The following is a 20,720-nucleotide window of genomic DNA, read 5'->3' on the forward strand; positions in this document are numbered from 1 at the left end:
CGATCGCGGGCAGCCGGTGTAAGAAAGGCGTGAGGACTCCGGACAGGGCCCTGCGACGGCCCGAAGGCCAGTACGGCAGCGGAAAACGCGGGCGCGCCGTGAAGTGAAGGTTTCCTCGTGGGCGATCCGACCGACGATACAAAGTGGGCACGACCCCAGCCCACGCCGCACGACGAACGGAGACCCCGTGTCGACCACGGAAAACGCCATCGCCTCCGCCGAGGCGCACAGCGCGCACAACTACCATCCGCTGCCCGTCGTCGTCGCCACGGCGGAGGGCGCCTGGATGACCGATGTCGAGGGCCGGCGCTACCTCGACATGCTCGCCGGTTACTCGGCGCTCAACTTCGGCCACGGCAACCGCCGTCTGATCGACGCCGCCAAGGCACAGCTGGAGCGGGTGACCCTCACCTCACGGGCGTTCCACCACGACCGGTTCGCCGACTTCTGTACGCGGCTCGCCGAGCTGTGCGGCATGGAGATGGTGCTGCCGATGAACACCGGGGCGGAGGCCGTGGAGACCGCCGTGAAGACGGCCCGCAAGTGGGGCTACCGGGTCAAGGGCGTCCCGGACGGGATGGCGAAGATCATCGTCGCCGCCGACAACTTCCACGGCCGGACGACGACGATCGTCAGCTTCTCCACGGACCACGAGGCGCGCGCGGACTTCGGTCCGTACACCCCGGGGTTCGAGATCGTGCCGTACGGGGACCTGACCGCGCTGCGGGCGGCGATGACCGAGAACACCGTGGCGGTGCTGCTTGAGCCGATCCAGGGCGAGGCCGGGGTGCTGGTGCCGCCGCCCGGCTATCTCCCCGGGGTCCGGGAGCTGACGCGCGAGCGGAACGTGCTGTTCATCGCCGACGAGATCCAGTCGGGCCTCGGTCGGACCGGGAAGACGTTCGCATGTGAGCACGAGGGTGTCGTGCCCGACATGTACGTGCTGGGCAAGGCGCTGGGCGGAGGTGTGGTGCCGGTGTCGGCGGTCGTGTCGTCCGCGGCGGTGCTGGGGATCTACCGGCCCGGGGAGCACGGCTCGACGTTCGGCGGCAATCCGCTGGCGTGCGCGGTGGCGCTCGAGGTCATCGCGATGCTGCGCACCGGCGAGTACCAGCAGCGGGCCGCGGAGCTGGGCGAGCACCTCCATCAGGAGCTGGGGCTGCTGGTGGGCGGCGGCGCGGTGGAGGCGGTGCGGGGCCGCGGGCTGTGGGCGGGTGTCGACATCGATCCGGGCCGCGGCACGGGCCGGGAGATCTCGGAGAAGCTGATGGACCGGCGGGTGCTGGTGAAGGACACCCACGGTTCGACGATCCGGATCGCCCCGCCGCTGGTGATCAGCAAGGAGGACCTGGACTGGGGGCTGGAGCAGCTGCGCGAGGTGCTGCGCGGCTGACCGGCTGGCACAGGTGGGGGGCTGGGACCGGGGGCGCGGCCGGGGGCGCGGCCGAGAGGCGGGCTGGGACCGGGGGCGCGATCGGGGGCGGCCGAGAGGCGGGCTGGGGCCGGGGGCGCGGTCGGGGGCGCGGCCGAGAGGCGGGCTGGGGCCGGGGTTCCGGAGCGGGCCGGGGTTCCGGAGCGGGCCCGGGTTCCTGAGCGGGCCCGGGTTCCGGAGCGGGCCCGGGTTCCGGAGCGGGCCCGGGTTCCTGAGCGGGCCCGGGTTCCGGAGCGGGCCCGGGTTCCGGAGCGGGCCCGGGTTCCGGAGCGGGCCCGGGTTCCGGCTGGCACCGCGTTCCGGCTGGCACCGCGTTCCGGAGCGACCCCGGGTTCCGGCGGCACCGGGACCTCGCGCCCGGTCCCAGTAGAGTCCCCGTTGTGCTCCTGGGGATGATCTGCGCGCTCGGTTCCGCGGTCTGCTTCGGCACGGCCTCCGTCCTTCAGGCCGTCGCCGCGCGGGCCGCCGCCGAGCCGGGGGCCGGTGCGGGGGTGGATCCGGCGCTGCTGCTCCGGGCCCTTCGCCAGTGGCGTTACGTGGCCGGGCTCGCGCTCGACGGCCTCGGATTCGTGTTCCAGATCATCGCCCTGCGCTCCCTGCCCATCTACGCGGTGGGCGCGGCCTTGGCCGCGAGTCTCGCCGTGACCGCGGTCGTCGCCGCCCGGCTGCTCGGGGTACGGCTGAGCGCCACCGAGTGGACGGCCGTCGCCGTGGTCTGCGCGGGCCTCGGCATGCTGGGGCTCTCCTCGGGCGAGGAGGGACGGGCCGCCGGATCGGATGCGCTGCGCTGGTGGATGCTCGGCATCGCCGTCGGCATCCTACTGATCGGCACCGCGGCGGGCCGGCTGCCCGAGCGGGGGCGCGCCCTCGTCCTGGGGCTCGGCGCGGGCTGCGGTTTCGGGGTGGTGGAGGTCGCCGTCCGGCTGATCGACGACATGTCGCCCTCCGCGCTCGTCACCAATCCCGCCGTGTACGCGCTGCTGGTGGGCGGCGGTTCGGCGTTCCTGCTGCTCACCTCGGCACTGCAGCGCGGTTCGGTGACGACGGCCACGGCCGGGATGGTGCTGGGCGAGACGATCGGGCCCGCGCTGGTGGGGGTCGTGTGGCTCGGGGACCGTACCCGTGACGGCCTCGGCTGGCTGGCGGTCACCGGCTTCGCGGTGGCCGTGGCGGGAGCGCTGGCCCTGGCCCGGTTCGGCGAGGCCCCGGCGGAGGACGCGAGGGACGCCCCGGCCGCGGTGAGCCAGAGGTAGGGGCCCGGTGGCGGCGGCTGCGACGAGCACGCCGTCGAGGCCGCACCGCGCGGGCGAGGCTCGCCGACGAGCGCGTGGCGGCGGTACGGAGCCAGGGCGGTCAGCATCCGCAGTTCCGTTTCGCCGGCATCGTGTTGTTACCGGATCAGACAGGTCGACGTCGGCACGGCAACGCTGCCGGACTGCCATCTCCAAGACGTCCAGCACCAGTTCGGTGCAGAGAGAGACGGCGATCCACCATCTGGCCGTCCGGTAGCAGAAGTTACCGGAGGCAATCGTGCCCGGCATCGTTCCCATTCTTCGCACTTCCCGTCAACCTGAGGCTGGTCAGCCGTACATGAGGGAGAGCATTACAGTGAACGTTCCATCCGTTCGGGGAAGGGATTGGGTTCGTGACGGAAAGTCGGCTGGGACTGGTGATGATCCACGGAATCATGTCCGGGCCAAGGGTGTGGGATCCGTTACGGACGTTGATTTCCGCGGACAGGGAACTTGAGTTCGTCGAACCGCTCGCGTTCGAGTATGCAACCGGACTGTGGCTGGCTCACCCGCTACGGGTCTTCCCCTCGATCGACACGGTTGCAGACAGCCTGAAGGAGTATCTGGCCACAGAGGCCGGTGCCTTCGACCAGCTGTTACTGGTCACCCATAGCCAAGGAGGGCTGGTCGCCCAGCGATACCTGGCTCGAATGCTCCAAGACGGCAGAGGCGGCGAGCTGGCGCGAATCCATCGAATCGTGATGATCGCCTGCCCGAGCAACGGGTCCGAGCTGATGCTCTCCCTGCGTCGCCGCGCCTTTGGGCTGCGTCATCCGCAGGAGAAGGATCTGCGCCCGTTGAATGACCAGGTCAGCACGACCCTGCGTACAGTCCTGCGCGATGTCGTGCACGCCACGTCGATCACCGAGCGGACCTGTCCCATTCCGGTTTCGGTGTACGCCGGTGAAAGCGACCGCGTGGTGTCTCGCTCCTCGGCACAGTCCGTCTTTCCTGACAGCTCCGCGCTGCCGGGCGACCACTCCAGCATTCTCGCGACCGATTCGCCCCGGCATCGGACCTTCACCGCTCTGCGCCGCCTCATCCTCGCCGCGCACAACGAGGTGCACGCCTCCGACCCCACGCCGCCGAGCCCGTCCTCGTCTCCGCCCGCGCCTCCGGCTCCTTCGGGAACTGCCGGTGCACCGCACGGAGGCAAGGCTGAGCCTCTTCCGAAGAGCATCGCTCTGCGCACCTCGACACCCGGCCCCGAACCGGCAACGGAGCCCGCCGCACCCGCCCCGGCCATGGGAAAGCCCGTCAGGAAGCAGCGGCGCCCGTTGATCACGTTCACCGTGATCGCCGCCCTGGCGGTCGCCGCATCGGTACTGCGTTTCGCCCCGATGCCTTGGACACCGGGCACCGGCTCACCCGCTGCGGACGCCAAACCATCTGCTTCAGGCACCGGTGCGATCGCTCCGGACCCGGCGCGGAAGGAAACCCGTGCCATCCCGCCCAGGATGTTTCCGACCACAACCAGGTTCTGGATGGTCGACATCAATGGAAACGGCATGGCCGAATATGTGGCAGTCGACATGAACCAGCGCTTCCGGTTCTGGTGGAACGACGGCATCAAGAACAGCCTCTTGCCTGAATTCGACCACCAGGGAGCAAACTCGTACAACCCTGAAGCCGGTTCGGACGGCGCTGCGTTGCGCCTTGGCGACATCGATGGCGACATCAAGGACACGGGTGGCGGACCCGACTGCATGGTGGTCGACCGGACCGGCGGGGTGACCGTCTACACCTGGGACGGAAAAGCCGATCCCGGTGAGAGGATGTGCAAGAAGAAGTACGACGGCGTCGCCGACGTGCCCTTGGGCGATTCCGCCGGCGGCTCGATGGACATCAAGCAGATCCAGTTTGCTGATATCGACAGAGACGGGCTCGACGACTACCTGCGGGTCGAACCGGACGGCAGGGTGACCGTCTGGCACAACAAGGGCTTCACAGCCAAGGACGGCCGAAAGTACCTGGACTGGTCCCCGCCCGAGGTGATCAGCCAACCGCTTCGCCATCCCCGTGAAATCAGGTTCTCCGACATCGACGGAGACGGTCGTGCCGACCAGATCATCATCACCCCCGGGGGCGGCGCACAGGCCCGGCTCAACAAAAGCGATGGGGAGTCGGGTGTAACCCTCGGAGCCATCCACGAGATCGTGAGTGACACCCAATACCCCCCGGAGGACATCCAGTTCGCCGACATCAACGGGGACGGGAAGGCTGAATTCCTGTACATCGAGAAGACGGGCACGGTTCACATCCAGGCTCCCAAGCTGAATGTGTAGCAATTTCGATCATCCTGTCCATGTCTGCATGAACATCGACTGTCACGGAATCCTCTCCGCGGGATCACACCGCCCCGCACCTGCTGTTACGCGACCGCCGGGCCGGTGGTGACACCCGCCGCGCGGCGCGCCCGGTCGGACCGGGCATCGGGCATCGGGCGGGCCGGTAGCCTCGCGCTCGTCACCTCACGGCAGCACCCGCACCAGTGCGTCCAGCGTCCCCGCCCAGGCGCTGTCGGTCGGCGTTCCGTAACCGATGACCAGCGCCTCGCGCCGCACCTCGGCCTCCGGGTGCCGGAAGAAGGACAGCCCCTCCACCGCGAGTCCCTGCCAGGCCGCCGCGCGGATCACCGCGGCCTCGCTGCCCTCCGGGAGTTCGAGCACGGCGTGCAGGCCGGCGGCGATTCCGCTGACGCGGATGGCGGGGGCCCGCTCCGCCAGTGCCGCGACCAGCTGGTCGCGGCGGTTGCGGTAGCGCAGCCGCATGGAACGCACATGCCGGTCGTACGCGCCGGACGCGATGAACTCCGCCAGTGTCAGCTGGTCCAGCGCGCTCGACGCCCAGTCGCTCCAGCCCTTGGCCGCGGTCACCTCGCCCATCAGCGACTCCGGCACCACCATCCACCCCATCCGCAGCCCCGGCGCCAGGGACTTGCTGGCCGTCCCGAGGTACACGACACGTTCGGGGTCCAGTCCCTGGAGCGCGCCGACCGGCTGGCGGTCGTAGCGGAACTCTCCGTCGTAGTCGTCCTCCAGGATCAGTCCACCGGTGCTGCGCGCCCAGTCGACGGCCGCGGCCCTCCGGTCGGGGTGGAGCGGCACACCGGTCGGAAACTGGTGAGCGGGTGTCAGGAGCACCGCTCCCGCGCCCCGCATCCCGGGCAGTTCACCGGTCCGGGAGCCGAGTCCGTCGAGCGGGAGACAGGGGATGCGCAGACCGGCGTCGGTGAGCAGGCTCGTGTGCACGTCCAGTCCGTACGACTCGACGGCCACCTCGCGCACGCGGCGCTCCCGCAGCACCTGACCCATCATCCTCAGTCCGTGGACGAAGCCGGCGCAGACCACGATGCGTTCGGGATCCGCGTACACCCCGCGGGCCCGTGCCAGATAGTCGGCGAGCACGGTGCGCAGCTCGATGCGGCCGCGCGGGTCGCCGTAGCCGAAGGCGTCGTTGGGTGCGCGGGTGAGGGCGCGGCGGGCCGCCTTCAGCCATTCGGCGCGCGGGAACGTGGCCAGGTCCGGCGAGCCGGGCATCAGGCTGTACGCGGGGCTGCTGCGATGCGGCCGGGTGCGCGGGGCCCTGGTCGCGGACGGGCGCGGCTCCGACCGCTGCGCCACCCGGGTGCCGGAGCCCTGCCGGGCGGTGAGCCAGCCCTCGGCGACCAGCTCCGCGTAGGCGTCGGCGACGGTGTTGCGGGCGATGCCGAGGTCGGCGGCGAGGGTCCTGGACGACGGCAGCCGGGTACCGGGCGCCAGTCGGCCGGTCCGGGCCGCCTCCCGCAGGGCGTCCATGAGACCGGCCCGCAGCCCGCTCGATCCGGTCAGGTCGATATGCAGGTCGGCCCCGAAAGCGGCCCAGGCATCTGTCATGGAAATGGACCATACAGGTGCGCCACTCGCCACGTAGCGTCATATCCATGACGACGAACACGCACCACCACGCGACCTCCGAGTACGCCCCCGAGCACGCCCCCCGCATGCAGTGGACGGAGCACGCCCCCGACGTCTACAAGGCGATGGCCCGCCTGGAGGCCGCGTCCCGCAAGGGGCTCGACCCGGTCGTGGCCGAGCTGGTGAAGATCCGGTCCTCGCAGCTCAACCACTGCGCGTTCTGCCTCGACATGCACACCAAGGACGCACTCGCCGCAGGTGAGTCCATCGAGCGGATCGTGCAGCTCAGCGCCTGGGAGGAGTCGCAGCACTTCTACACGCCGAAGGAGATCGCCGCGATCGCGCTGGCCGAGGCGATGACCGTCCTGACCGACGGTTTCGTTCCGGACGAGGTGTACGAGAACGCCGCGAAGCACTTCGACGACGCCGAGCTCGCCCATCTCATCGCCGCGATCATCACGATCAATTCGTGGAACCGGTTCGCCGTGACCACCCGGATGGTCCCGGGGCACTACACCCCGGGCGACCACCGCTCCTGACTCCCGCCCGCCCTGCCCGTCCCACCATGCCGCGCCTGCCGCGTCCGCGGCTTCTCAGGAGGCCTGCTCCATGACCGCGTCCGTCCTCCGCGCCCTGCACCACGGCCGCGTCCCCGGCGATCCGCTGGTCCTCCCCGGCCCGTGGGACGCCGCGAGTGCCCGCGTTCTCGCCGACGCGGGGTTCCCGGCCCTCGCCACACCGAGCGCCGGGGTGGCGGCCTCGCTCGGGTACGCCGACGGGGCAACGCCCGCCGCCGAGATGTTCGCGGCGGTGGCGCGGATCGCCCGCGCCGTCTCCGTACCCGTGTCGGCCGACATCGAGGCCGGGTACGGGCTGGCGCCCCGGGAGCTGGTGGAGCGGCTGCTCGATGCCGGGGCCGTCGGCTGCAATCTGGAGGACACGGTGGACGGGGTCCTCGTGGACGCCCGCCGGCAGGCGGACCGGCTGGCGGAGGTGCGGGCGGCCGCCGGGGACGGGCTGTTCGTCAACGCCCGGGTGGACACCTACGTCACCGGGGTCCGGGAGGGCACGGACCAGGAGGCCGAAACGGTGCGCCGCGCGCTGCTGTACGTGGCGGCGGGCGCCGACGGCGTCTACCCGATCATGGCGCCGCCCGAGGCGCTCCCCCGCCTGGCCGCCGCCGTGCCGGTGCCGCTGAACGCCCTCGCCCGGCCGGACGGTCCGGGCCCGCGGCGTCTCGGTGAACTGGGAGCCGCCCGCGTCACGTTCGGCCCCGGCCTCCAGCGCCGCGCCATGGCGGCCCTGGGCGGGATCGCCGACGGGCTGCGCGCGTCCTGAGGCATCGGCACACCGTACGTACGCGAAAGCCACCGCCCCCGGCAGCGACTGACTCTGCTGCCGGGGGCGGTGGCGTCCGTGTCCCGCGAGGGGACGGACGGATCAGATCAGGCCGAGCTCGCGGACCGCGTCGCGCTCCTCGGTGAGCTCCTTCACCGACGCGTCGATGCGCGCACGGGAGAACTCGTTGATGTCCAGGCCCTGGACGATCTTGTACGTGCCGTTCTCCGTGGTGACGGGGAAGGACGAGATGATGCCCTCGGGGACACCGTAGGAGCCGTCCGACGGGATGCCCATGGAGGTCCAGTTGCCCTCGGCGGTGCCGTTGACCCAGGTGTGCACGTGGTCGATGGCGGCGTTCGCGGCCGAGGCGGCCGAGGACGCGCCACGGGCCTCGATGATCGCGGCGCCGCGCTTGGCGACGGTCGGGATGAAGGTGTCGGCCAGCCACGCCTCGTCGTTGACGAGCTCGGCGGCGTTCTTCCCGGCGATCTCCGCGTGGAAGATGTCCGGGTACTGGGTGGCCGAGTGGTTGCCCCAGATCGTCAGCTTCTTGATGTCGGAGACGGCGGCACCAGTCTTGGCGGCCAGCTGCGAGATCGCGCGGTTGTGGTCCAGACGGGTCATCGCGGTGAAGCGCTCCGCCGGTACGTCCGGGGCGGCGGCCTGCGCGATGAGCGCGTTGGTGTTGGCCGGGTTGCCGACGACGAGAACCTTGATGTCGTCCGCGGCGTTGTCGTTGATCGCCTTGCCCTGCGGCTTGAAGATGCCGCCGTTGGCGGAGAGCAGGTCGCCGCGCTCCATGCCCTTGGTGCGCGGGCGGGCGCCGACGAGCAGGGCGACGTTCGCGCCGGCGAAGCCGACGTTGGCGTCATCGGTGATCTCGATGTTGCGCAGCAGCGGGAAGGCGCAGTCGTCGAGCTCCATCGCGGTGCCCTCGGCGGCCTTCAGCCCCTGCGGGATCTCCAGGAGACGCAGGTTGACCGGCACGTCCGGGCCGAGCAGGTGGCCGGAGGCGATGCGGAAGAGCAGCGCGTAGCCGATCTGGCCGGCTGCGCCGGTCACGGTGACATTCACGGGAGTGCGGGTCATGGCGATCTCCGTTAGACAGCTGGCGGTGGGGGCTCCTGGCCCCTGATGCTGGACATCCCTGAATCTTGATGTGAAGAGATATCCAGCGATCAGGCTATCCGACCCGGAACCCCGCGGCCGCCCACCCCCCTGTGGCACCGCACACAACCGGTCACTCCCCGCTCACCCCACTACGCCCTTCGGCTCACCCGGCCGCTTCGGCCGTGCACCCCCGCGCCGGGGAGGGGAGCGCGCACGCCCGGACGTCGGCAACCCGTTTCACGGCCGCCATCGGCGTGCACGCGTCCGCGGCCGCGTCCGCCGTGCCGTTCTGCCCGGCCGCACCCGCGCTGACCTCCACAGAGTCGCCGGGGGACGCCTCCGTGATCCGTGCCCACGCCGCCGCACGGATACTGCTGTGGCGCACCTCCATGACGCTTGTGCCGGCAGTGGCGCCGGAGAAGCGTACGGGCGTGTTCGCCGCCGCGGCCCATGGCCTCGGGGTCCTGGCCCGCGCACGTGGAGCCGCTGCACGCGACCCCGGCGGGAGCAACGGAGCGCTGGTCGTCGGCATCGGAGTCGGGAGGGCGTGGTCGCGGCCGCGTCGTCCTCGGAGTCGCCGTTTCAGCCGATCAGCAGCACCACACCGATGACCACGAGCAGAACACCCACGAGAGCCGCCGCGATCACGGCCGCCCTGTGAGTGCCCCCGGCCGTGCCCCGCCCGCCGTCACCGGGCGCGGGCGGCCGCGGTCCGCCGACGCCGGCGGCAGCGGCAGCGGCAGCGGCAGCGGCGAAGGCAGCGTCGGGCGGCCCGCCGGGGACCGGGGCGGAGTCCGGACCGGTCCCCGGCTGCGGCGGTACCCGCGGAAGAGAACCGCGCTGAGCCGGCACGGACGGAGAGTGCCCCTCACCCGGCGCCGCGCCCGGCCCCGCACCCTCCGCCGTTCCGACGGCGCCGGAGGGACGGGGACTGCCGTGGCCACGCCGGGTCCCGGCCTCGTCGAGCGCGGCCCGCGCCTGACTGATCCGGATGGCCTCCATCGTCATGTCGTGGCGCATCTCGGCACGGCTCCAGGCCCGTTCCGCCAGCTCCCACATGGTGTTCAGATGGGCCTGGTTGGTACCGGTCACCTCGGCGAGCTCGACGATCGCCCCGCGGGGAGCGAGCAGCCGGCCGTTCAGATACCGCTCCCACGACGTCTTGCTGTAACCCGTCCGGTCGGCCACCGTGGCGATGCTCAGGCCGCCGCGGTCGACGAGTCTGCGCAGCTGGCCGGTGAACTCCCGGATCTGTGGGTCGAGCTCCTCCGGCAGTGCCTTCCAACGAGGCATCAATTCCCCCTGCTTACTGCTGCACCGCTTACCACTCGTTGCATGTGCGTCCCGTTCGGCTCGCCCGGCTTCCACTGCGCCGCGCAAGGTCTGCCCCCTGTCCGAACGGTGGTCTTCCGTTCCGGACTACCCAAGTAGATGCGCAAACGCAGACTGCCGGCTCCTGAGAAGACAGCGCATGGTGGCATTCAGGCGTCAGCACGCACGCCCGCACGCCCCCACCCTGTTGCGGCCGGGTGTGCGGGTCGCCGCCTCATGCCGCCACTGTTGCGGCCGGGGGCGTTCCGCCTCCGTTGCCCAGCGATCACACCGTGGCGGAATGGTCACTTCCGTGCCACAGGCAACAGCCATGCCTTGAACCCTCGACCCCCGTCAACAAAGCTGGAGCCAGGACGGGGCAAGGCCGCTCAAGTCGCCAGATTCCGGAGCTTTTCGCTCCGGCGGGCCCCGCCCCTGGTGTCCGTCCCTTCTCGGGGGAGGGGACGGACACCGTTCGGACCGGCCGGCCTCAGCGGATCGTGAAGTGGACCGCGTCCTCCAGGACCGGGATGTCCAGCCACGGCTTGGGCTGCGCCATGAGCGACAGCATCACGATGAGGACGCCCAGCAGTCCGTACGTCACCAGGTCCGTGAAGCGGGACCGCACCGCGAGCATGCCCACCGACGGGACCACGAGCCGCAGCACCGCGCCGCCGATGAGCGCCACACCGATCAGGATCGTGCCGATCCGGAAAGCCTCGGCGAAGGGATCGGCGGCCACGATCAGCAGACCGGCCCCGGCCGTGCAGAGCACGGCGAGCAGCGGCCACTGGCGGGCGGGCGCCGGGGCGTCCCCGCTCGCAGCCCGGCCGCCGCCCTCGGGACGCGCGGTGTCCCTGGTGAACGACGGGAACCGCCGCGACCGGCGCCTCACGGGGGGCGCGTCGGAGCCGGGTTCCGGGTGGCTGCCGGTGCGGCCTTCCGAACCCTCGCCAGGGCTGTCGGCCGCGTCGGAGGCATCGACCGTATCCGCGGCGGGGGCGTCGGCCGCGTCCACGGCGGGACCGTCGGCCGTACCCGCGGCAGGGGCGTCGGCCGCGGCCTCAGTCGTGCCCTCCGCCTGCTCGGCGGCCGGGCCGGTCGCCGAGGCGGCCCGGTCGGCCGGACTCGTACCAGCACCCATGGGGTTCCTTCCGGATCGGATCAGCCGGTTCAGACGACGTCGGCGGCGTCGGCGGCGTGCTCGGCCGCCTCGACCACGTTGACGAGCAGCTGCGCGCGGGTCATCGGACCGACACCGCCCGGGTTCGGCGAGATCCAGGCAGCGACCTCGGCCACGCCCGGGTGGACGTCGCCGACGATCTTGCCGTTCTCGTCGCGGCTGACGCCGACGTCGAGCACGGCCGCGCCCGGCTTCACGTCCTCGGGCTTGATGATGTGCGGCACGCCGGCGGCTGCGACGATGATGTCGGCCCGGCGGAGGTGGGAGGAGAGGTCACGGGTGCCGGTGTGGCACTGGGTCACCGTGGCGTTCTCGGACTTGCGGGTCAGCAGCAGCGGGATCGACCGGCCGATGGTGACGCCGCGCCCGACGACCACCACGTGCGCCCCGTTGATCTCGACACCGTGGTGACGCAGCAACTGCACGACACCCTGCGGGGTGCAGGGCAGCGGACCCTGCTCGTTGAGTACGAGCCGGCCCAGGCTCATCGGGTGCAGACCGTCGGCGTCCTTGGCCGGGTCCATCAGCTCCAGGACGCGGTTGGTGTCGATCCCCTTGGGCAGGGGCAGCTGCACGATGTAACCGGTGCACGCGGGGTCGGCGTTGAGCTCGCGGACGACGTCCTCGATCTCCTCCTGCGTGGCGGTGTCGGGAAGTTCGCGCTGGATGGAGCCGATGCCGACCTGGGCGCAGTCCTTGTGCTTGCCGTTCACGTACCACCTGCTGCCCGGGTCGTCCCCGACCAGCAGAGTTCCCAGGCCGGGGGTGATGCCCCGGGCCTTGAGGGCCGCTACTCGGACGGTGAGATCGGACTTGATCGCGGCTGCGGTGGCCTTGCCATCGAGAATCTGGGCAGTCATGGGCACATTCTCGCGGATGACCCGCCCCGCGGACCAATTGCGGGCGCGGCCGTGGACACAAGGTTGCACTTGGACAACTTCTTGGACAGCGGCTGGACAAACTTACGTCCCGCTTATAACGATGAAGGCCGCAGTGCCGCAGAAGTACCCGGGGGGCGGACCGCTGATGTTTTCTTTCCTCCGCGCGGCCGCATTCGTCCCCGTACGTCCGTTGGAGGAACGCCCAGATGAGCTTCGGCGACCCGAACCCGAACAATCCCTACGGGCAGAAGCCCGGCCAGCCACCGCAGGGCCAGCCGCCCCAGGGCCAGCCCGGTTACGGCTACCCGCAGCAGGCCCCCCAGGGCGTCCCGCCGCAGGGTCAGCCGGGTTACGGCTACCCGCAGCAGCAGCCCGGCGTGCCCCCGCAGGGCCAGCCCGGCTACGGCTACCCGCCCCAGCAGCCGGGCGGCACCCTTCAGGCCAACAACGGCTACATCAACGTCGCGGGCCTCGGCACCGTCGAACTCGCCACGATGGGGCGCCGCCTGGGCGCGCGTGCGCTGGACGCCGTCGCGTACGGCATCCTCTACGTGGTCTTCTCGGTGATCGGCGTCGCGGGCCTCGTGGGCGCCTCGGAGTCCATCGACGACTGCAGCGGCATGGAGTACGGCACTCCTGCCTACACCCAGTGCGTGAACGACGCGGCCGATGCCGGTGTCGGCATCCTCGCGGGCTTCCTCGGCTTCATCGCCGTGTTCGCGCTGATCGCGCTGCTCTACGAGTGGCTGATGGTCTCCATCTGGGGCGCCACGCTCGGCAAGATGGTCCTCAACGTCAAGGTCGTCAGGGAGAACACCGGCCAGGCCCCCGGCCTGGGTGCGGGCTTCATCCGCTGGATCATCCCGATGGTCGGCTCGCTCTTCTGCGGCCTCGGCACGCTGCTGGTCTACCTCTCCCCCTTCTTCGACAACTCGGGCAAGCTCCAGGGCTGGCACGACCGCGCCGGCAGCACCATCGTCATCAAGACGAAGTGAGCATGCTGAAGGCGTAACCACCCTCACCGCACGGCGAAGGCCGCCAATTCCCCACTCTTTCAGGGGAATTGGCGGCCTTCGGTCTTACCCGGGCCACCCGCTGCCGGGTGCGACTCGAATCAGTGGAAGAAGTGGCGCGTACCCGTGAAGTACATCGTCACGCCCGCCTTCTTCGCGGCCTCGACGACCAGCTCGTCGCGGACCGAACCGCCCGGCTGGGCCACGGCCTTGATGCCGGCCGCGGTCAGGATCTCCAGCCCGTCGGGGAAGGGGAAGAAGGCGTCGGAGGCCGCGTACGCGCCCCGTGCCCGCTCCTCGCCCGCGCGCTCCACCGCGAGCTTCGCGGAGTCGACGCGGTTGACCTGCCCCATGCCGACGCCGACCGAGGCACCGTCCCTGGCGAGCAGGATCGCGTTGGACTTGACCGCGCGGCACGCCTTCCAGGCGAAGGCGAGCTCACGGAGCTCGTCGGCGGAGAGCGCCTCACCCGTGGCGAGCGTCCAGTTGGCCGGGTCGTCGCCGTCGGCCTGGAGGCGGTCGGTGACCTGGAGCAGCGCACCGCCGTCGATCGGCTTGACCTCGACCTCGGCTGACGGGGCCTCGGGGCAGCGCAGCACGCGGATGTTCTTCTTGCGGGTGAGGACCTCGACCGCACCGTCCTCGTACGCCGGGGCGACGATGACCTCGGTGAAGATCTCGGCGACCTGCTCGGCCATGGCGACCGTCACCGGGCGGTTGACGGCGATGACGCCGCCGTACGCCGACAGCGGGTCACAGGCGTGGGCGTTGCGGTGCGCCTCGGCGATGTCGTCGGCGATCGCGATGCCGCACGGGTTGGCGTGCTTGATGATCGCGACGCACGGCTCGGCGTGGTCGTACGCGGCCCGGCGCGCGGCGTCGGTGTCCGTGTAGTTGTTGTACGACATCTCCTTGCCGTGCAGCTGCTCCGCCTCGGCGAGACCGCCGGCGCCGGAGGTGTAGAGCGCGGCGGGCTGGTGCGGGTTCTCGCCGTAGCGCAGGACGTTCTCGCGCTCGTACGTCGTACCGAAGAAGTCGGGGAAGCCCGAGTCGTCCGCGGCGGCGTAGTCGGCGGCGAACCAGGCGGCGACGGCCACGTCGTAGGCGGCCGTGTGCTGGAAGGCCTCGGCGGCGAGCCGCTTGCGGGCGGTCAGGTCGAAGCCGCCCGCCTTGACCGCGGCGAGGACGTCGGCGTAGCGCTCCGGGCTGGTCACGACTGCCACGGACGGGTGATTCTTGGCGGCGGCGCGGACCATCGACGGACCGCCGATGTCGATCTGCTCCACGCACTCGTCGTCGGAGGCGCCGGAGGCGACGGTCGCCTTGAACGGGTAGAGGTTGACGACCACCAGGTCGAACGGCTCCACGCCGAGCTCGGCGAGCTGCTCGCGGTGGGCGTCCAGGCGCAGGTCGGCGAGGATGCCGGCGTGTACCCGGGGGTGCAGCGTCTTGACGCGGCCGTCGAGGCACTCGGGGAAGCCGGTGAGCTCCTCGACCTTGGTCACCGGTACTCCGGCGGCGGCGATCTTCCCGGCGGTGGAGCCGGTGGAGACCAGCTCGACACCCGCCTCGTGCAGACCACGGGCGAGGTCTTCGAGCCCCGTCTTGTCGTAGACGCTGATCAGGGCGCGGCGGATGGGCTTATTCACCGGGGTGGGGTTATTCACCGACATGACCGAGATGAACCTTTCGTCCCTCAATGCGATAGCCGTCACGGGCGAGCCGCCCCACGGCCTCGACGAGCAGCTTGCGCTCGACTTCCTTGATGCGTTCATGGAGGGCTGCTTCGCCCTCCGGGGTGTCCTCTTCGGTCACCTCGACCACGCCCTGCGCGATGATCGGACCGGTGTCGACGCCGTCGTCGACGAAGTGGACGGTGCACCCGGTGACCTTCACGCCGTACGCGAGCGCGTCGCGCACACCGTGGGCACCGGGAAAGCTGGGGAGCAGGGCGGGATGGGTGTTGATGAACCGGCCGCCGAACCCGGCGAGGAACTCCTTGCCCACGATCTTCATGAAGCCCGCGGACACGACGAGGTCCGGGCGGTGCGCGGCGGTGGCCGCGGCGAGCGCGGCGTCCCACTCCTCACGTGTCGCGTGGTCCTTGACCCTGCACACGAAAGTGGGAAGACCGGCACGCTCGGCCCGCTCCAGACCCGCGATGCCGTCGCGGTCCGCACCGACCGCGACGATCCGGGCGCCGTACGCCTCGGGGTCGTCGCCGATCGTGTCGAGCAGGGCTTGGAGGTTCGTACCGGAACCGGAGACCAGGACAACCAGACGGGCCGGTCCGGCGGAGGGGAGCGGGGAGGCCACGGCTGGGCCCTTTCTCACGTGTGGAGCAGTTCGAAGCGGCCGCACCACCCGCCACGTTGCGGGAGCGGCGGCACGACGGCCATGCTGTTTGTACGGTCATACGAAAGAATCGCGCCCCTCGATACGGGGAACTCTACGAACGAGCCGACCGTCAGCAACGATACCGGCACCTCGGAAGACCCTCGTCTGACGGGGGTGAGGGTCCGGTGACCGCCGGCCCGGCAGGGGCGGGCGGTCCGGGTGGCAGCTGTCGGCCACCGCGCCCGTACGCCCAGCTTCCGGCCCCTCCGCGCCGGAGGGTAGCGTCAGGGGACAGCGAACCGTCCGCCGGGCGGAAATGACGAGATGGGGAAGACGTTCACCAAATGCCGGACCGACGCCGCCGCACCGCCTTCCGCCACCCGCTGCCCGAGCGGTCCTCACTGCTGATGCGGGAACGCCAGTCCCCCGCGCCGGGCTCCTCTTCCACACCTTCTTCCTCTTCTTCCACCCCACCCTCCTCCTCACCGGCCGGCTCATCCGGATCCTCCGGCCCCGGCGACGACAACCCGTTCGCCCCGCCGCCGGAGGATCGCCCCGACCAGCCGTGGCAGCCGCGCCACCCGGTCAACGGCAATACGAACGGCGAGGGCAACGGCGACTCCGGTGACGCACCCGAGGGCGGTTCCTCCGAAAGCCGGCCCGCCTGGGGCAGCCAGTGGAGCAGCCACCAGCCGGGACGCCAGAGCGGCAACTTCGGCGGACGCCCCACCGGCCCCGGCCAGACGAACGGCCAGGGCGGCGGCCCGGAGGGCTCCCGCGGCGGCATGCGCTGGGACCCGACCGACCCGATCCAGCGCCGCGCCCGCTACTCACTGCTCTCCGGCATGTGGGCCTTCTTCTTCGCGCTCTTCGACCTCCCGGAGATCGCGCTGCTGCTCGGCGCACTCGCCACCTACTGGTCGATCAGCGCGCTCCGGGCCAAGGGGAAGGAGCCGTCGGCTCCGGGAGAGGCGGCCGGCCCGGCCGGAGCTCCCGGCACGGGCACCCCTGGACAGGGCCACGGAACCGCACCCGGCGCACCGTCCGCGCCGTCCGCACCGGCACCGATCACCGGATCCACCGCCGCGGCGGGCCGGCAGGGAACCAACTACGTCCAGCGCGGCAGCCGGCAGCAGACGACGGCCGCGGTCAGCGGCCTGGTGACGGCGCTGATCGCCCTTTCCGTCGTCGCGACGACGTTCACCGTGCAGTTGGTCTACCGCGACTACTACACCTGCGTGAACGACTCCCTCACCAAGGCGGGCCAGCTGTCCTGCAACGACCTGCTCCCGAAGCCGCTGGAACCCTTCTTCGGCGTCAAGGAGTAGCGTCCCGCGAACCGGTCGGGCCGGTCGGGCCGGGAGGCGCGGCCGGTCCGAACACCGCGGGGTCCGTCGACGGTGCGGACACTCCGGGTGCGGCAGGTGCTTCGGGTGTTGCAGGTCCGGCGGGTGCGGCGGCTTCTCCGGGTGCCGCGGGAGCAGCGGACCGGGCCGGCGGCGCGTCGGACGTCTTCGCATGCCAGGGGTCGGTCGGCAGGAAGTCGTACGCATCGAACTCGTCGTCCGCGTTCCCCTGGCGAGGACTCACCGGCCCGGCCGGGCGGGGCACGACCACGGGGGTCTCGTCCGCCGCGGGTTCCGCCGGCCGGGGACCGCGCCCCGGCCACCACGTGCGCCGGGCCTTTCCGGCCTCCCCCTCCGCCACTCCCCCGGGCTCCCGCCCCTCGACCGTCCCGCCCGGAACGGCACCCTGCGCCTCGGCCGCCCGCTGTCCGGCCGGCGTACGCCCACGCAGCCGCCAGGCCCGCAGCAGCAGCGCCACCGGGACGGCGAGTGCCGCCGTCCACACCAGGGCGGCCGCCCCCGCGAGCCACCAGACGGGGCCGAACCGTGCCAGCGCGTGGGTCCCCAGCGGCCCTCCGGCCGCGGCCGCCAGCACAGCGGCACCCATGCCGCAGCCGACCGCCGCCAGCGCGGTGGTGAGCGCCGTCTCGCGCAGGCTCCACGCCCCCTCGCGCTCACCATGGGCGGGCGCCGCCCTTCGTACGGTGAACCAGGCGACCGTCAGCGCGGCTGCGACCGGCACGGCCGCGGCCGTCCAGTTCACGGGCGTCCCGGCCCCCTGCGCCGGCAGCGCGGCCAGCAGCGGGAAGTCCGGCAGCGAAGGGTGCCCCTCGAAGGCGATCGGGGTGGCCGTGGACGCCGTACCGAGCGCGAAGCCGGGGCCGAGCCCGTACGCGGCACCCCACACCGCGGCGTTCGGCACCAGCGCCAGCGCCAGCAGGAGCACCGCGAAGCGCCCGCCCCAGTCGCCGGAGAGCCGCAGGAACGACTCCTGGACCGGTTCCGCGTGCCACACCAGCGCCGCCCCGGCCACCAGCGCGCCCCCGCCCAGCAGGACCGCCACACCGGCCGTCGCGGACCGGCCCACCGCCTCCGCGCGCCGCGCGAACCGGGAGCGCGCCATCGCCTCGTGCAGCCACACCGGCGCCCACGAGGGCGGCGGCCCGAGCGGGCGCCCGGAGGCCGTCCACACCCCGGCGGCCGCCGCGCCCGCCACCACGAGGACCGACGGGAACAGCAGGGACAGCGGCCGGGCGGACAGCGAAGAACCCCGGGCGTAGAGCGCGACAGCAGCCCCGACCAGCAGGTATCCCCCCGCGACCAGGGCGATCGTGCCCCCGGCCGAGGGAGCTCCGCGCCCCTCCTCGGGCTCCAGCACGTCCCTGGCAGCCCGGTGCACCAGCCAGACCGGCAGGGCGGTGAGGAGCAGCGGAACGACGCCGACGGGGGCCGGAGCCCCGGTCAGGGTGTCGGTCCTGATCAGTTCGGCGCCGTGCGCGAGCAGCCAGAGCCCCGCCGCCGCGTGGACGGCCTCACCCGGGCCGCTGTCGGGTGCCGGGGAACTGATCCAGAGCACCACGACGAGCACGGCGACGGAGCCCAGCCCCAGCCCTGCCGCGACGGCCCCGCGCAACAGCGCCCGGGCCTGCACGGCGGACCGTCCGTGCTCTGCCGACAACAACGGGCCGCGTTCGGTCATTTGGGTCACGCCGCAATGCTCCCAACGACACGCGCTTATTCCGTGTAACGGGCGAACGGCCGTTGTGTCGCTCAATATACGTTTATGTACTTTTTGACCCAGCGCAGGCCGGGCGGGGAGCCCTCATGACGCAGAGCACGACCGGCGCGGCCGCCGCCCATCCGCTCCCCTCGCCCAAGGAGCGACGCAGGCTGCGGGAGGCGAAGTCACTGAGTGAGGAGCAGGTCGCGGCTGCCGTGGGCGTCACCCGGGCCACGGTCCGGGCCTGGGAGACCGGCCGCACCAGCCCGCGCGGACGCAAGCGCGAGGTGTACGCGCGGCTGATCGGAACCGGCAGTACGCGGCCCACCTCACGCCCCTCCACCGTCAAGCCGGCTACTCCGAACAACCGGCCGAGGGCCACCACCGCGCGACAGGCCCGGTCGGCCGCGGTCGCGATGGCGGCTGAGGGCCGAGCGTCGAGGCCTGCCGCGGGCGGGGCCTCGCGGGCGGCTGCGGGTGAGCCGTCTCAGGCGCCTGCGGGTGAGCCGTCTCAGGCTGCTGTGGGCGGGGTGCCGGAGACGGCGGCCGGACCTTCGGCCCCCAGGACAGCCCGCCCCTCGGCCCCGGAAACAGCCGGCCCTTCGGCTCCGGAACCTGCCGGGCCTTCGACTCCGGAACCGGCCGGCCCCTCGGCCCCGGAATCAGCCGGCCCTTCGGCTCCGAAGGCCGCCGAGCCGACCGCGACGCCGTCCCCGAGCACCCGTCCGCCGATCCCCGTCGAAGCCACCGGGAGCGACGCCATGGACCCGATCGAGCCCGGCACCACCGCACCCGAGGCGCCCCGTGCAGCCGAAACGGTCGAGGCGGCCGAGGGAACCCGAGGGGGCGACGGGGCCGGACCCTCGCCCGCCGAGGCGTTCGACGCGCTGTACCGGCACACGGCCGCCGCGCTCTTCCGCCAGACCTATCTGCTGACCGGCCGCCGCGCCCTCTCCCGTGAGGCCGTCGGCAAGGCCTTCGAGCAGGCCTGGCAGCGCTGGCCGGAGGTCGCCGTGGACCGCGACCCGGTGGGCTGGGTGCGGGCGGCCGCCTACGAGTACGCGATGTCGCCGTGGCACCGGCTGCGCCGCGAGCACCGCCACCCGGACCCGCCGCCCGAGGCACCCGGCCCGCGCGCCCTGCTCGACGCGCTGCTGTCCTTGCCGCCCTCGTACCGCCGCACCCTGCTCCTGCACGACGGGGTCGGCCTGGGGCTGCCGGAGACCGCGGCCGAGACCGAGGCGAGCACCCCGGCGGCGGCCGGCCGGCTGGTGAACGCCCGGGCCGCGGTCGCCGAGCAGCTGCCCGAGCTGGCCGAGCCCTCGACACCGGACGAGCAGTCCGCGCTGCTGCACGAACACCTCGGCGCCCTCGCCCTCGCCCAGCCGGCGTCCTCGCTGCCCGTTCCGGACCTGATCCGCACGGGCAGCGAGCGCAAGGCACAGCTGTGGACCAGGGCGGCCATCGCGTTCACCGTGCTGCTGATCGGGCTGACGCTGATCACCCTGGCAACGGCGCCGACGCGGTACGAGACTCCTCGGTCCCCCGGGCAGAGGGTCGAGGGGGTGCCACCCCTCGGTGGCCCGCAGAAGCTGACACCGACGGACAAGAAGCTTCAGAAGAAGCTCGGCAGTGAACTGGGGCGCGGTCCGGGCCGTCTGGTCCCCCGGGCCGGCTGACCCCGGCGTCCGGCCCGGCCCCTGACTGACCCGGCCGACTGCGGCACGCCTGTCGCACGCACTGCGGGACACTTGGCGGCACGCCCTGCCGCACAACGACGCGGGGGCCCCCCCCCCCGAGGGGGGGGGGGGCGCGGGGCGGGGGGGGGGGGGGCGGGCGGGGGGGGGGGGGGGCGCGC

At 72.1% G+C, this 20,720-nt stretch carries 15 protein-coding genes and 1 pseudogene; 8 read left to right on the plus strand and 8 right to left on the minus strand.

The window, feature by feature from the left end; all coding sequences use genetic code 11:
• Nucleotides 1-187: 187 nt before the first annotated feature.
• The 3 genes from rocD (at nt 188) to ABT025_RS29720 (ending at nt 5,009) form a co-directional block, all read left to right on the plus strand.
• Complete coding sequence (gene rocD, locus ABT025_RS29710; RefSeq protein ID WP_351001099.1) at nt 188-1,393, plus strand: ornithine--oxo-acid transaminase; 1,206 nt, start codon at nt 188-190, stop codon at nt 1,391-1,393.
• 431 nt (nt 1,394-1,824) lie between these two features.
• A complete protein-coding gene (locus ABT025_RS29715; protein ID WP_351001143.1) occupies nt 1,825-2,685 on the plus strand; it encodes a DMT family protein in 861 nt (286 codons plus the stop codon).
• Between the two features lie 392 nt (nt 2,686-3,077).
• Nucleotides 3,078-5,009 carry an FG-GAP-like repeat-containing protein gene (locus tag ABT025_RS29720; protein WP_351001102.1) on the plus strand — a complete coding sequence of 644 codons (1,932 nt, stop codon included), beginning with the start codon at nt 3,078-3,080 and terminating at the stop codon, nt 5,007-5,009.
• 186 nt (nt 5,010-5,195) lie between these two features.
• Here the strand turns inward: ABT025_RS29720 and pdxR are convergent, their stop codons facing one another.
• Nucleotides 5,196-6,599: a MocR-like pyridoxine biosynthesis transcription factor PdxR gene (gene pdxR / locus ABT025_RS29725; RefSeq protein WP_351001105.1), complete on the minus strand. Its 1,404-nt coding sequence runs from the start codon at nt 6,597-6,599 to the stop codon at nt 5,196-5,198.
• A 47-nt stretch (nt 6,600-6,646) separates the two neighbouring features.
• Between pdxR and ABT025_RS29730 the strand changes: the two genes are divergently transcribed.
• Together ABT025_RS29730 and ABT025_RS29735 are read left to right on the plus strand one after the other, a co-directional pair.
• Nucleotides 6,647-7,159 carry a carboxymuconolactone decarboxylase family protein gene (locus ABT025_RS29730; protein ID WP_351001108.1) on the plus strand — a complete coding sequence of 171 codons (513 nt, stop codon included), beginning with the start codon at nt 6,647-6,649 and terminating at the stop codon, nt 7,157-7,159.
• 70 nt (nt 7,160-7,229) lie between these two features.
• Nucleotides 7,230-7,958: an isocitrate lyase/PEP mutase family protein gene (locus ABT025_RS29735; RefSeq protein WP_351001111.1), complete on the plus strand. Its 729-nt coding sequence runs from the start codon at nt 7,230-7,232 to the stop codon at nt 7,956-7,958.
• Nucleotides 7,959-8,060: 102 nt separating this feature from the next.
• Here the strand turns inward: ABT025_RS29735 and ABT025_RS29740 are convergent, their stop codons facing one another.
• From ABT025_RS29740 to ABT025_RS29760, 4 genes and pseudogenes are all read right to left on the minus strand, one after another.
• On the minus strand, nt 8,061-9,050 hold the full coding sequence (locus ABT025_RS29740; protein ID WP_351001114.1) for a malate dehydrogenase: 990 nt from the start codon (nt 9,048-9,050) through the stop codon (nt 8,061-8,063).
• Nucleotides 9,051-9,788: 738 nt separating this feature from the next.
• Nucleotides 9,789-10,364, minus strand: a pseudogene (locus ABT025_RS29750) (helix-turn-helix domain-containing protein); the annotation flags it as partial.
• A 508-nt stretch (nt 10,365-10,872) separates the two neighbouring features.
• Nucleotides 10,873-11,526, minus strand: coding sequence for a DUF3017 domain-containing protein (locus tag ABT025_RS29755; RefSeq protein WP_351001121.1), 654 nt, complete (start codon nt 11,524-11,526; stop codon nt 10,873-10,875).
• 29 nt (nt 11,527-11,555) lie between these two features.
• Nucleotides 11,556-12,425 (minus strand): bifunctional methylenetetrahydrofolate dehydrogenase/methenyltetrahydrofolate cyclohydrolase, encoded by an 870-nt coding sequence (locus ABT025_RS29760; protein WP_351001123.1) that lies wholly within the window; start codon nt 12,423-12,425, stop codon nt 11,556-11,558.
• Nucleotides 12,426-12,652: 227 nt separating this feature from the next.
• On the opposite strand from ABT025_RS29760, the gene ABT025_RS29765 reads away from it, so the two are divergent.
• On the plus strand, nt 12,653-13,441 hold the full coding sequence (locus tag ABT025_RS29765) for an RDD family protein (RefSeq protein ID WP_351001126.1): 789 nt from the start codon (nt 12,653-12,655) through the stop codon (nt 13,439-13,441).
• 119 nt (nt 13,442-13,560) lie between these two features.
• On the opposite strand, the gene purH is transcribed toward ABT025_RS29765, so the two are convergent.
• Nucleotides 13,561-15,132 (minus strand): bifunctional phosphoribosylaminoimidazolecarboxamide formyltransferase/IMP cyclohydrolase, encoded by a 1,572-nt coding sequence (gene purH, locus ABT025_RS29770; RefSeq protein ID WP_351001129.1) that lies wholly within the window; start codon nt 15,130-15,132, stop codon nt 13,561-13,563.
• Nucleotides 15,119-15,775, minus strand: coding sequence for a phosphoribosylglycinamide formyltransferase (gene purN, locus ABT025_RS29775; protein ID WP_351001132.1), 657 nt, complete (start codon nt 15,773-15,775; stop codon nt 15,119-15,121). The genes purH and purN overlap by 14 nt, the downstream gene beginning before the upstream one ends.
• Before the next feature lie 365 nt (nt 15,776-16,140).
• Between purN and ABT025_RS29780 the strand changes: the two genes are divergently transcribed.
• Nucleotides 16,141-17,124, plus strand: a complete 984-nt coding sequence (locus ABT025_RS29780; protein WP_351001135.1) for a hypothetical protein — start codon at nt 16,141-16,143, stop codon at nt 17,122-17,124.
• On the opposite strand, the gene ABT025_RS29785 is transcribed toward ABT025_RS29780, so the two are convergent.
• Nucleotides 17,114-18,841 carry a cell division protein PerM gene (locus ABT025_RS29785; protein WP_351001145.1) on the minus strand — a complete coding sequence of 576 codons (1,728 nt, stop codon included), beginning with the start codon at nt 18,839-18,841 and terminating at the stop codon, nt 17,114-17,116. The genes ABT025_RS29780 and ABT025_RS29785 overlap by 11 nt on opposite strands.
• A 125-nt stretch (nt 18,842-18,966) precedes the next feature.
• Here ABT025_RS29785 and ABT025_RS39565 point away from each other — a divergent pair, with 125 nt between their 5' ends.
• The gene (locus tag ABT025_RS39565; protein WP_502972059.1) at nt 18,967-20,541 is read left to right on the plus strand and encodes a helix-turn-helix domain-containing protein; all 1,575 of its coding nucleotides are present in this window, start codon (nt 18,967-18,969) and stop codon (nt 20,539-20,541) included.
• The last annotated feature ends 179 nt before the right edge of the window (nt 20,542-20,720 follow it).

The organism is Streptomyces sp. NPDC002809 (genome assembly GCF_040295435.1).
Lineage (GTDB): Bacteria > Actinomycetota > Actinomycetes > Streptomycetales > Streptomycetaceae > Streptomyces.